The organism is Cryobacterium sp. 10I1 (genome assembly GCF_035019805.1).
GTDB lineage: Bacteria > Actinomycetota > Actinomycetes > Actinomycetales > Microbacteriaceae > Cryobacterium > Cryobacterium glucosi.
This window is the reverse complement of sequence record NZ_JASJVF010000002.1, coordinates 1-12,351: the sequence shown is the minus strand read 5'-3', so window position 1 is coordinate 12,351 and position 12,351 is coordinate 1. Positions and strand designations below refer to the sequence as shown.

14 protein-coding genes are annotated in these 12,351 nt (G+C 63.6%); 11 read left to right on the top strand and 3 right to left on the bottom strand.

The features are described 5' to 3' along the window. Position 1 precedes the first annotated feature (1 nt). From QN345_RS00480 to QN345_RS00435, 10 genes are all read left to right on the top strand, one after another. The gene (locus QN345_RS00480) at positions 2 to 331 is read left to right on the top strand and encodes a hypothetical protein (RefSeq protein ID WP_323508292.1); all 330 of its coding nucleotides are present in this window, start codon (positions 2 to 4) and stop codon (positions 329 to 331) included. Positions 332 to 533: 202 nt separating this feature from the next. Next, positions 534 to 2,474: a phage tail tape measure protein gene (locus QN345_RS00475; RefSeq protein ID WP_323508291.1), complete on the top strand. Its 1,941-nt coding sequence runs from the start codon at positions 534 to 536 to the stop codon at positions 2,472 to 2,474. A 3-nt stretch (positions 2,475 to 2,477) separates the two neighbouring features. Then, on the top strand, positions 2,478 to 4,661 hold the full coding sequence (locus QN345_RS00470) for a LamG-like jellyroll fold domain-containing protein (RefSeq protein ID WP_323508290.1): 2,184 nt from the start codon (positions 2,478 to 2,480) through the stop codon (positions 4,659 to 4,661). A gap of 9 nt (positions 4,662 to 4,670) precedes the next feature. Further along, positions 4,671 to 5,042, top strand: a complete 372-nt coding sequence (locus tag QN345_RS00465) for a hypothetical protein (protein WP_323508289.1) — start codon at positions 4,671 to 4,673, stop codon at positions 5,040 to 5,042. Beyond that, positions 5,035 to 6,006, top strand: a complete 972-nt coding sequence (locus QN345_RS00460) for a GH25 family lysozyme (RefSeq protein ID WP_323508288.1) — start codon at positions 5,035 to 5,037, stop codon at positions 6,004 to 6,006. The genes QN345_RS00465 and QN345_RS00460 overlap by 8 nt, the downstream gene beginning before the upstream one ends. 5 nt (positions 6,007 to 6,011) lie before the next feature. Then, entirely contained in the window at positions 6,012 to 6,140 is a 129-nt protein-coding gene (locus QN345_RS00455) for a hypothetical protein (RefSeq protein WP_323508287.1), read from the top strand. 46 nt (positions 6,141 to 6,186) lie between these two features. After that, on the top strand, positions 6,187 to 6,444 hold the full coding sequence (locus QN345_RS00450) for a hypothetical protein (RefSeq protein ID WP_323504304.1): 258 nt from the start codon (positions 6,187 to 6,189) through the stop codon (positions 6,442 to 6,444). A gap of 62 nt (positions 6,445 to 6,506) precedes the next feature. Beyond that, the gene (locus tag QN345_RS00445; protein WP_323508286.1) at positions 6,507 to 7,178 is read left to right on the top strand and encodes a hypothetical protein; all 672 of its coding nucleotides are present in this window, start codon (positions 6,507 to 6,509) and stop codon (positions 7,176 to 7,178) included. Positions 7,179 to 7,181: 3 nt separating this feature from the next. Next, entirely contained in the window at positions 7,182 to 7,892 is a 711-nt protein-coding gene (locus tag QN345_RS00440; protein ID WP_323508285.1) for a hypothetical protein, read from the top strand. Between the two features lie 5 nt (positions 7,893 to 7,897). Beyond that, on the top strand, positions 7,898 to 9,160 hold the full coding sequence (locus QN345_RS00435) for an SGNH/GDSL hydrolase family protein (RefSeq protein WP_323508284.1): 1,263 nt from the start codon (positions 7,898 to 7,900) through the stop codon (positions 9,158 to 9,160). Here the strand turns inward: QN345_RS00435 and QN345_RS00430 are convergent. From QN345_RS00430 to QN345_RS00420, 3 genes are all read right to left on the bottom strand, one after another. Then, positions 9,157 to 10,512, bottom strand: coding sequence for an O-antigen ligase family protein (locus QN345_RS00430; protein WP_323508283.1), 1,356 nt, complete (start codon positions 10,510 to 10,512; stop codon positions 9,157 to 9,159). The two genes, QN345_RS00435 and QN345_RS00430, sit on opposite strands and share 4 nt — an antisense overlap. A 59-nt stretch (positions 10,513 to 10,571) precedes the next feature. Then, positions 10,572 to 10,892: a hypothetical protein gene (locus QN345_RS00425; RefSeq protein ID WP_323508282.1), complete on the bottom strand. Its 321-nt coding sequence runs from the start codon at positions 10,890 to 10,892 to the stop codon at positions 10,572 to 10,574. A gap of 241 nt (positions 10,893 to 11,133) precedes the next feature. Beyond that, positions 11,134 to 11,523 carry a hypothetical protein gene (locus QN345_RS00420; protein WP_323508281.1) on the bottom strand — a complete coding sequence of 130 codons (390 nt, stop codon included), beginning with the start codon at positions 11,521 to 11,523 and terminating at the stop codon, positions 11,134 to 11,136. A 253-nt stretch (positions 11,524 to 11,776) separates the two neighbouring features. Between QN345_RS00420 and QN345_RS00415 the strand changes: the two genes are divergently transcribed. Beyond that, positions 11,777 to 12,169 (top strand): TadE/TadG family type IV pilus assembly protein, encoded by a 393-nt coding sequence (locus QN345_RS00415; protein WP_322188037.1) that lies wholly within the window; start codon positions 11,777 to 11,779, stop codon positions 12,167 to 12,169. Positions 12,170 to 12,351: the final 182 nt, after the last annotated feature.

Genomic DNA, 12,351 nt, shown 5'->3' with positions numbered 1-12,351 from the left:
CGTGAAGCCGATCAACAAAGCGCGTAACCGCGACATCATCGAGGTTCAGGTTCAGTCAGGGTACAAACTCGCTGAACTCATGGAGCGTGCGAAGGCATCCGACCTGTTCGCGACGGTCCTCTGCTCGTTCCTCGCGCAGCACAACGCAGGATTTCAGGTCAAGTGGGACGACCTGATCGACGGCACGCCCGACGACATCGGGGAATTCGTTGCCGAGCCCGGCGATGATGCGGCGAAGGCCGAGGCCGAGGCAGAGGCAAACCCTACCCAACCGGATTCAGCAACGCTCGCGCCGGTCGCCGAGCCAAGCCCGGTCCTGATCCCCGAGTAACTGCGCTCAACGCCCGCGAACCGTGGCTAGAGGCTCAGATTGACGCCCGGTTCAGCATCATCGCCCATGCCAATTTCTGGCCGGGGATGACGTACGACGCGGTGCTCGACCTGCCCTTTCACATCTGGCTTGGAATCGCGCTCTCGTGTGACGCGCAGATCGAGCACAACGAACGATCGCACAAGGAATCAGAGAGGTAAGCATGTCAACAACCGCGAAAGACTTGGTTGTCCAGATCCTCGGTGATAGTTCAGGCGCCGACAAGATGTTCGCCGCATTCGAGAAGAACGCGGGAAAGATCGCGGTCGGGGTCGCCGCGGCGTTCGCCGGGGCAAAGATCGGTTCGCTCGTGTCCGACAACATGGACATTTCTGCAGGGCAAGCGAAGATGACCGCGCAGCTCGGCCTCACCGCGACGGATTCGGCCCGCTTGGGCAAGCTCAGTGGGCAGGTGTACAGCGACAACTTCGGTTCCTCGATGGAAGATGTCAACTCGACTCTGCAATCGGTCGGGCAGAACATCGGCGACCTGCGCACGACCTCGGATACCGAGCTGACCAAAATGGCCGAGAAGTCGAGCACCCTCGCGTCGACGTTCGACCTCGACATGAACGGCATCACGGGTGCAGTCGGCACGATGCTGAAAACGGGCATCGCGAAGAACTCCGACGAGGCGTTCGACATCCTGACGAAGGGGCTACAGAACGGCGCGAACAAGGCCGGCGACTTCCTCGACACGATGACCGAATACCCGGTGCAGTTCCAAGCGCTCGGGCTGTCGGCATCGGACGCGACGGGGCTCATGTCGCAGGCTCTCGCGGGCGGTGCGCGTAGCTCCGACCTCGCGGCGGACGCGCTGAAAGAGTTCTCCATCCGAGCGATTGACGGCTCGACGCTCAGCGCGCAGTCCTACCAGGCGCTCGGGCTGAGCGCTACCGACATGACCAAGCGCATGTCTCTCGGCGGGCAGTCAGCGAAGGATGGCCTACAGCTCGTGCTCGAAAAGCTGCGCGAGACCGAGGACCCCGTGAAGCGCAACGCGATCGCGGTCGGGCTGTTCGGCACGCAGGCCGAGGACCTCAAGGGTGCTCTCGGCAAGATGGACGTGTCGACGGCAGTCTCGGGACTCGGGCAGGTCGCCGGGGCCACGCAAGCCATGATGGACGGCATGGGCGCTGAGCCCCAGTCGAAGATCGAGAGCATGAAACGCGGGTTCGACACCTGGCAGCAGAGCCTAATCAGCACGAAAGGGCCGGTCGGTGACGTAGCGGCCGGGCTCATGGCTTTCGGGCCGGGCGCGATGCAGGTCATTGCGGCAATCGGGCCAATGATCGCGTTCGCCGGGGCGAAGGTCATGGCGACCGGTGCGACGGCGGCAGCGGCCACGGTGACCGAGGCCGACACCGCGGCGACCCTGGCGAACAACGTCGCCTGGTACGCGAACCCGGTCGCGTGGATCGTGATCGGGATCGTGGCCGCGATCGCGTTGCTCGTCGGCGCCGCGATCCTGATCGTGCAGAACTGGGGGCCGATTTCGGAATGGTTCGGGAACCTCTGGCACACCATCTGGGACGGCGTGACGTGGTTTTTCGGCGTGGTGACTGACGGATTCCTCAACTTCACCCCGCTCGGGTTGGTCATCAAGAATTGGGGCGCGATCACCACCTGGCTCGGCGGGTGGTGGGGCGGCATCATCGGCATGGCGTCGGACAACGTGAAGTGGATCGGCAGTAAGGTCGACGATTTTGTCGGGTTCTTCACGGCGATTCCGACACGGGTCGGTAACGCGTGGACCGGCATGGGAAACATGGTGCACGGCGTCATGCGCGACGTGACGCGCTACGCGGCCGAGGCATGGAACAACACGCTCGGGTCGATCGACGTTGAACTGCCGAGTTTCCTCGGTGGGTCTCACCTCGCATTCCCGAAGCTGCAAATCCCGGCGCTTGCCGCGGGCGGCATCGTCTCGGCGCCGACGATCGCCCTGATTGGTGAGGCCGGTCCCGAGGCTGTCGTGCCGCTGAGCCAGTACAACCGTGGCGGCGGTGACGGTGAGTTCTACGTAGATGTCCCCGTAGTCGTGCAGCTTGACAGCGGCGTGCTCGTGCGCACGGTCGAGCGCGTGCTGTTGAAACGGAGGTAGGCCATGCAGACAGGTCCTGCCGGGTTCGATGCGGCCCTAGCGGCACTGACACCCCTCACCATTTCAACAGCCGTCAACTTGGGTAGCTCAACGCTCGACGCAACGAATTCGACGGGGTTCGGGTCATCGGTCAAGGTGACTCGAATCCTGTCGGGGGAACTGCCGAGTTCGGCGACGAACATCGTCGGCGGGCAATCGGCGACGGTGGAAATTATCGGCGATTCGCGGATCGCTGGGGCACCGAATCCGATTTCATCGGCTGATCAGTCGGCATGGCTGGGGGCTCCCGTGTCGGTCTCGGCGGGTTACGGGGGGCTGACGGTGCCCGTGTACTCGGGCACAGTCTCGGCGCTCGGCACCCTAGAAGGGGCGCGGAGGTCGACGGTTGACGGGCGTGACGGGGCGGGAAAGCTGACAACGGCCGTTCAGTTGCCGCCGTACGGCGCGCAGACTGTGCGTGGCGCAGTTGGTTCGCCGACGCAGCATTACACGAACACGTCGGCAGTCATTACGAACATTCTGCACAAGAATGGCATTCGGATGACCCCGGCACCCCGGCAGTCATGCGTTCTTTCGCTGCCAGGTGTGGGCGGTTGGCTCGCTGACGTGGGGTGGGTCATTCCACTCTCGGGGGCGTCGCCGACCAGCTACCTTGAAGCCGGCCGGTTTGGCATGGCACCGAAGTCAACCGGTGAGTACATGGCGGGAATCCCCGCAACCGAGTGCGTGTTTTCCAGCATCTACTTGCATCAGGTGGAATTTTGGTACAAGCACGACGGGGCCGACCGCTCTGAGGTTGTCTTCATGCAGACGACACTCGGCGGGTCGATCAAGATCGATATCACCTCGAACGAGGCCCTTCTATGGGTCCGTCGCACGGGCGCATATTCCCCGTATGGCGTCGCATCATCCGGCACGATGTCGACGGGCTGGCATCACATCGCATTCGAAGTCAGCTATGGGACGCGAGCCCGCATGTGGCTTGACGGTGCGGCAGTTTTCGACAACACGACCTCATGGGGGAGCAACACCCCCTATCCGAGCGACATCGCGGCGGTGAAATTCTTCTCGGGCCGAATACAAGGTCTGAATTACTGCTACGGGACGACCCTGACGCCGCCAGACACCTCGATCATGTCGTTCACTCCCGAGGCGGACGTGAGCCTGGGGGCGTTCGACTTGACGGCGATTCCAAACGTCGACGGTCAGAACTCATGGACTGTACTGAAAGACATCGCAGCCGCTGAGTTGGGCATGGTCGGGTTCAGCGAGTCGGGGCGGTTCTTTTTCAAGAATCGCGCCGAGCTTGCGGCCTCGACGACGCCCGTCGCGACGTGGGGGCTTGACCTGCTCGCCGAACTGAGCACGTCGGCCAGCGTTGACAGCATCCTCACGAGGGCTACAGCGACCGTGAAGCGCACAGCGGGGGTGTACTCGGGTTACGGCAACAGCGACCCGCTCACGACGGCCATACCGAGCGCGCTGGCCGATCAGGTGTTCACGATCCCGCTCTCGGGTTCGTCGGTCCTGCTCACGGGAAGTGCGCCGTTCCTCCCCACGACGACTGTGGTCTCAATGATCACGGCCGCGTCAGGCGCATGGAACACGCCTGTCGGAATGGCAGTGTGCTACGACGCGGCCGGTTCAAGTCTCTACACGGGGCCAGACGTTCGGGCGTGGATAACGCCGGTCAGTCAGACGGTGTGGCGTATCAATTTCTGGAACAACTCAGGGGCGGTGCTCTACACGGCCTGGCCTGCCGCGTGGACCGGCTCGGGAGGCGTGCCGTTCGATCGCAACGCAGGTTCACCGGCATTTTGGGTGAACGGGTATTCGTTCCCGCCTGGCCTGATCGCCGACGCGCCCGTGAACCGTGTCAACGGGGCAGCGCTGGCAACTTGGGGCGATCGGGTGCTGACGCTCGGTGACAGCGTGTGGCGGCAGAACGTGACTCAGGTCGAGGCATTCGCCGACGCGATCCTTGCGACGACCTCGCGGCCACACGCGCAGATCGACGACGTGACGGTGCCGGCCGACCCACGGTGGCAGATCGGCGATCCCGTGACGATTCACGACGATCGCGGGCGGTTGCCCGATTTCACGGCCCGTATCACGTCCATTGAGCTGACTATCTCGCTTGAGGTTGAGGGCGGCATGGTCGGCAAATACGGGCTCAGACAGATATAGGGGGACGAGGTGACAGACATCTACACGGTGGTGACGCAGCTCGTCCCCGTCGCCGGTTGGGTCGGTGCCACGACGACCGTCATCGTGGCGGTCTGGAAAGGCTGGCCGACGTTCCGCAAGGTCGTTCGCATCCTCGGGCGGTTCGTCACGTTGACGGAAACGCTCGCGACACTGCCCGACGACCTCGCATTCATCAAGCACGAGCTGGACGCGAATTCGGGCAAATCGGTGAAGGACATCGCGACGCGCACCGAGGCTGCGGTCGCGGTGCTGACCGAGGACATGGCGCACGTCAAACGACAGAACGCGTCGCTCAAAACATCGCTCTCACGAACGAATCGAACTCTCACAGAACACATGAAGGGCACACAAGATGAGTAATGGAATTGACGCGGCGACGAGTCAGCGGGGGCTGAGTTTCGGCCTTGCGCGCTCGCAGGGATACGAGTCCTGTTACGTCAAGCTCGGCGGCGATAACGTTGGCCGCTACATCGCGCCGTACTACCTCGCCGAACTCCGGTCGGTTCGCGCCGCGGGGATGCGCGCCGGGCACTACTGGGTGCCGAACGCTGGCCGAGATGCCGTCGACGCAGCGAACTATTTCGTCGACAACATCGCAGGATGGACGGCCAGCGATTTCGCCGTGCTCGACAACGAATCTCTCGACGGTGCACGCCGGTACGACGACGCCGCCGTTGCCGCATGGGTTCGCCAGGTACAGGCGCGTCTCGGTGTCAGCGGGCGGCAGGTCAAGGTGTACCTGGGCCTCGCCGACGCACGTTCGAACGATTGGTCGCAGACGCTCGCGACCGGCTGCTCGTTCATCATCGCCGCGTATTCGTACTCGGCTTTCGCGTTCGACCTGCTCGGCCGCATTCCGATGGATCGCGTCGACGGGCACCAGACGGGCGGCGCCGTGATCGGCGGCGTCGCAACCGATGTCAACTCCTGGCGCGACAACGCGTTCGACTACGCAGCGGCCCCGGCCGCAGTCGCAGCGCCGGCCGCTGTCGTCGCGAAAGTGGCGGCGCCGTCGTCCGGCGCCGGGTGGGCGTTCAACCTCCCGAGCCAGGACGTGCAGCGCCGGATTCAGCAGGCGCTCGCGAATCGTGGCCGGTATCACGGCCTGATCGACGGCGTGTGGGGGCCGTTGACGATCGCTGCTATCCAGTTGACGCTGCGCAATGTCGGATACACGGGTGACCTTGACGGCATCCCCGGCCCGATGACCTGTCATTTCGTGCAGGTCTACGCCGAGAAGTTCGGCAGCTACACGGGCGGCGTCGACAGCGACCTTGGCCCGTTCTCGTGGGCAGGGTTCGCGCTGGGCCTCGAACGCCCGTGAGTCGCTTGGCGATCGCCGCAGTCTGCGGTGTGTATCTCGTCGTGTGCGTGCTCGTGGCGGTCGCCTTGCCGATCATCGCGGCGCTCGTGCATATGGGCGCGCTGTTCCTCGAAATCGCCGCCCACGCCTACTGACTCGGCCTATTCGGGCCGGGCATTCGCAAAACTGAAAGGACCTATCTTGTCGAATTTCTTCATCGCGATCATTCGGTCGCTCATTCCGATCATCGTGGGGTGGATCGTCGGTCTGCTCGTGTCGGTGAACGTGCACCTCGACCCGAGCATCGCTGAGGGGGCGATCGCCTCGGCGAGCGCGCTGTCTGCGTCGCTGTACTACCTCGGGGTCGTGTGGCTCGAACGGAAATACTCGTGGTTCGGGTGGCTGCTCGGCGTTGCGCGGAATCCTGTCTACGCTGCCGCACCTCGGCACAGCGCCTAACTACCCTTTCGCCGCCCCCGTCACGTTGTGGCCGGGGCGGCTCTCTCAGTAGGAGCTGAACCATGACAGACATCATCTTTCGTTTCTCGAACCCGTCGCCGACTGGCGTCGACGTGCCCGCAAGCGGGTTCGTCGAGTGCTCTCTCGTCGTCGTCGAACAGAGCGTGACGGGTACCCGCACGCTCGAGCGTTTTTCGGTGGAGCTCGTCGACGGGCTGGCCGCTGCGCCGCTGTCGCCGACAGCACTCGGCCAGGCGTGGCACATCATTGTGCAGGGCGTAGCAGGCGTGCACGAGTTCTTCAAGGCCGTGCCCGTAGACGCCGATCCAATTCGGTATGACGCACTCGTTGACGTTGATCCAGGGACATTGACCATCACGCCGACCACGCAGGCAGCATGGGATGCAACCCTGGCCGATGTCGCGGCAAGCGCGAGCGCTGCCGGTTCGGCAGCGGCCTCGGCTGCTACCGCGGCCGGCACGGCCGGCACTGCGGCCGGTGCGGCCAGCACGGCGGCGGTTGCGGCGACGACTGCGGCCGGCGCAGCCAGCTCGGCAGCAACAACGGCAGCGAGTCGTGCGGCAGCCGCCGAGACGGCGCGTGCCGCAGCGGTTACCGCCGCTGCCTCAGTACCAAGCCGGACTGAACTCGCCGCCACCTATGCACCAAAGACCGGGGCAGGATCGCCCATAGCTGTATCGGTCGCAATGTCGATCGCCCTCAGGAGGAACTAACCAATGACCGCTACTGACCTTATTCTCGTTTCGAGTCTCACGCCGACGAACCTCGCGGCTGTCGCCCTCCCTTGCGTGCTCGCGGCGTCACCATCCGTTCAGGGATTTCCGATCACGGCAACGTCAGGAGGGACGCTTGCGGCAGGGACCTACGGCTACCGGGTATCCGCGCTCATCGGCACTTCGGAGACTCTTGCCGCCGCCACTATCACTGCCACAACGACCGGCACGACAGGCATGGTCACCCTCTATTGGCTGCCAGTGCCCGGTGCGACGAGTTACAAGGTATACGGGCGCACCAGTGGTAGTGAACTGCTCATGGCGACCGTTGCCGCCCCGGCGACCTCGTGGGTAGATACTGGCTCTGTCACCCCCGCTGGCGCTCTCCCAACGTCATCAGCTTTCGTCGAGGTCACCGCAGCACCCGGCCTCTGGACGCCGCCCACCGGCAAGACCGCGCAGTTGAGCGGGCTCGTCGTGTCCAACCCGACGAACAACGCAGGAAACGTCTTCCTGTCGGTCGTGCACGCAGGCAGCACGGGAGGTGCCGCGAACCGTGTGCTCGGTGGCAACCTGTCGCGCCCGGATGCGTTCGCAGGCGTCCCTGACATCGATATCGTGCGCTCACACGTTCTCGCCCCGGGCGACTTCATCACTGGATACGCGACCGTCCCCGGTCTCATCCTCACTCTGGACGGGGTGCTGTCCTCGTGAGCGGCATGACAAATGCGGCAGTCCTGCGGCACGTTCACCGCTCGCGCACCGTACCGAACGGTCTGGCACTCTTCGGCGACTCGATCACCTTCAACGGTGGCCGCCACGCAGTCAACCCGACGACTTACAAGGACATCGGATTCTGGACGTGGGCGCAGTTCCTGCTCGGTCATGCCTTCACGTTCCTCGGGAATTTCGGGGTGAGTGGCGAGAAGACGACACCCATGCTGAACCGCCTCAACGACGTTGTGAACGTCCGGCCCGGCTGGGTTCATATCCTCATGGGCACGAATGACGTGAACAACGGCATCGACATCTCGGTCACGATCGCCAACATCGACTACCTGCTCGGTTATATCGAAAGCGCCGGTATCCGCGTCCTCCTCGGAACGATCCCCCCACAGAACAGCCTGACGGCGACCGGTGCCATGCAGCACCGCCGCCTGAACGCGTGGATACGGATGCAGGGCCACACCCGGCGGAACGTCGTAGTCGTCGACTACTTCGCGTCGCTCGTCAACCCGATCAACGGCAACTACGCCGGCTCCGGATTCCTCGTGCAGACTAACGACGGCATCCACCCAGCCGCGATCGGCGCCTACGTCATGGGGAAGACCCTCGCTGCCGCCGTGCGAGCGGCCGGGGTTAGCGCACCGGCCGAACTCTTCTCCGACGAGGCGGACACCACCAATGCACTGCTCTACGGGCAGTTCTCGGGGGCAGGCGTGGGTGCAGCCCCTACTGGATGGACTGGCTCCGCCCCAACCAATAGCGGAACGGTGGCCTACTCCAAGGGGTCTCGAAGCGACATTGCTACCCAGTCTCCTGCGGCACGCACCTGGCAACAGCTCATGCTGGCCCCGTCATCGCCTGGCGTTGCCACGTCAATGACCCTGACCAACTCGAACACCCGGGGCGGATCTTGGGCGGTAGGTGACACCATCGCAGCCTCCGTTGCGGCGAAGGCGACCGCGCTCGATCAGGCGCCGGCGACCCTGACTCAGGCTGGCCTGTCGTTCTCGGTCCAATGCCTGAGTAGCGGGTTCGCCGTGCTCGCCCGGGCTGACGACCTCTATTGGGTGCCCGGAGTCGCCGGGTATGGGAACCACACCCTCGACGATCGACAGGGCGTCTTCATGACGCCGCCCGTCGTCATCCCGGCCGGAACGGTCTATGTGCAGGTGCAGATAACGATCGGTGGTGGCGGGACCTACTGCTTCGACCAGGCAGGCATCCAGAACCTGAGTCGTTATGGACTCGTGGCCTAGTTGACTGTCGTACTGAGTTCGCCAGATGCCCGGTGATCCTCGTCCCCGGTATGCCCGCTCAAAGCCGGAATGGTGTTCTTTGAGCGGGCATACCGGCCAGCCGGAATCGCAAGTACCACCGCGAGGGGCACCCATGCCGCCCAAGAGGTATAGCCGAACGTGAAGAATGTCGTCGGGACTTCCAGCCACCCAAGACAGATAAAGACGATTGGCCACATAGCGAGCGTGAGGGAAGTGGTCGTTGGTTTTATATTTCCGAAACGCCAAGACTTCACCAAGATAGATATGTAGACGAGGGCAAGGGCGGCGGCGCCAACAATTCCGGCCACCGTCAGGGTGTTTACCCACATGTTATGGCCATGGAACGCGAGGCCGGCGATCGCGGACCTGGTCTCCGAAATGCTGATGTAGATGTCTGATCCCCACCCCAGAAAAGGTCTGGATTTCCAGAGTGCCAGGCTCTCTTCCCAGATAATCCCTCGGGCTGAGAAGGACTTGGCGTTTGAGGTCGCCACGAGGATAACACCCACGGGGATGACGGCCACGTAGACGAGTAGTTGAGGTAGACCAAGGAGGAGCCTGCTTCCGTCGCCCAGGCGGCGGATTGCTACCCAGAGTCCCGCAGCGGCAAGACCGACCGCGACAGCCAGGATGGATGTTCTGGATGCCGTCCAGACTAGAGCGAAGGCGATGACGACCAAGCTGAGTCGTCGCCAGCCGGTGCGTTTGATCAAGAATGCAAAAGGAAAGCCAAGGGCGAGAACCGTTCCAAGAGTATTCGGGTGATAAAACGGCCCGTTGAGCAGAGTGCTCCCAATGATCGCTTTCGAGTCCGGCACAAGCGCCTGACTCGTGAAGGCCTGCGACGTCGTTAGGGTCATCAAGATACTCAGTACTGATACCCAGGCGGTCAGTATGCCCACGACCCTGAGGATACGAATCTTGTCGGCATGGTCGAGTACGGCTAGACCAATGGCGAGATAGATGAGGCTCGTAATCGTGAAGGATCGTGTTGCTGCGAAGGACGCGATTGCCAGCGCCAGCCAGGGGGAAAGATAAACGAGCAGCCATGCGCCGGACCTTGTTCGCCTGATGACGCTTCCCAAGACCGCGATCGCCGACAGCCCATAGACCACGTACAGGAGAAGGTCCTTCGACAACGTCGAAAGAGGAGTGGTCACGCTAGCCGAGCCCAGCGTGTCCCCAGGGCGTATCCCAAGCTGCAATTGGAGAAATCCGGGGATGACCGCCCATGCGAATGCAGCAATAGTCAGCGCGATTACTGGATCAAACCTGCCAAAACGGGCGCGTGACTTGGCCCTCAAGCTAGGGGCATCGAGAGTGACCGACATGCGCCCATGCTATAGGAATGCATCCAATACTCACTTAACTGTTGCCTCAGCCATCGGGGCTACGACTCAGTGCGCTTGGCCCGACCCTGAGCATTCTGGTGCCACGATATGTAGAAGCCCAGACCGAGCGCTACTAGGGCTCCGAACATCATCATTTGACCGCCGAGGTCAGCCCACATCTGTGAACTCATTCCTGCAATGAGAGAACCGTCATCCTGGGGCACGGGAGTAGCGGTGCTCTGGGCCAACGCCTGCCCTCCGAGAAACGAAATGATCATCCCGCTCAGGAGAGCGCCGCCGCTAAGCAACATGAAGAACAGCTCGATGGGACTGCGCTTCATGTTTCGGATACCAGATCCAAGGGACTCGAAGGACTTCATAGCTTGAGGCTACTGGACTTGCGTCTATTAACGCAGATGACGGGATGCCCCATAACGACCCAGATAGTACGAAGAACACCCCGCTCGACCTTCGGGTCGGGCGGGGTTCTCTTGTCGTTAACGGCCGGCGCTGACGCGTCGCATCTGGCGGCGAGCACGACGTGTCGCGGGTCATAAAGACGCTACGCGTCGATGTCGTCGACGCGCGACGCGTCGCGTCGACCAGGTGGAAACGGCCGGGTCAGACTTCGGTGCATGTGTTGCCATAGGTTGGGTGGCCGTAAAGGACGAACGTTGAACCATCTGACTCTTGGACGCTGACGTAGGTGGTTCCGGTGAGCGCTACGGCGCTCTGACAGATCGCGATCGCGGCCTGAGCAGCTGCGCCGCCCTTGCCGCTGCGTGGGTCGATTACGGTCGTCGCGACGGTAATTCGGCCCGGCTCGACCTCGACGGCCGAGGTGAGGAACTGCGCGAGGTCGGCCGAGAGGGTGCTACGCAACTCAGCGGTGCGGTCGGTACCGGTTGGCTGAGCGGCAGATGCCGGTGTCGTGGCCGGAGAGCTCGCCGTTGAGCATCCAGTGAGAGCGAGCGAGGCGAGCAGGATGATCGGGAGTGCAAGGCGGCGCATGGTGGTTCCTCTCGGTGGCGTGGGTCGGTGCGGCGCCGAGTGTAGCGGGGCGAGGGGAACGGCCGGTGCGCGCGGGGTGAGAACGGACACCATTCACACTGATGACCGCCGGGCTGGTGATCGTGATCTGGGGTCTCGCCGGGCCGGCGCTGAGCGGCATCTTCCAACAGGCGATCAACCGGGTGAGCGGACTCTGACGGGTTCGGCCCGCCCGGCGCACGGCGTCGCGCCGCAGACCGGCGGTCGGCGAGGGATGCTGCGCCTCGATTTCGGTGCCGACCGCGGCTCCTCGCCGGCCGAGTTCGTGCTCGTCGCGGCACTGCTGACGGTGCTGACCCTCACCGTGCTTCAACTCGCACTCGCGCTGCACGTGCGCAACACCGTGCTCGATGCCGCCGCCGAGGGCGCCCGTTACGGTTCGCTCGCCGACACCGGCCTCGATGCCGGCACCGCGCGCACCCGGGACCTGATCGTGGCCGCGCTCGGTCCCGCCTTCGCGACCGACGTGACCGCGACCTACGCGAGTGACGGAGGCTTCCCAACCGTGCGGATGCGGGTGGTCGCCCCGCTTCCGCTGCTCGGGTTGCTCGGCCCCGATCGGAGCCTGGAGGTGATCGGGCGTGCCGTCGTCGAAGGCTCGGACTGAGGCAGACGCCACCCGTCATTCAGCCCCCGCCGGTTTTGTGGAGCGAATCTCCCGCCGACTGCGCTCTGACCACGGGTCAGCGTCCCTCGAATTCATTACGACGGGCATGATTCTCCTTGTGCCGCTCGTCTACCTCGTGCTCGCCATGTCCGTGCTTCAGGGCGGCGCGCTCGCCGTGGAGG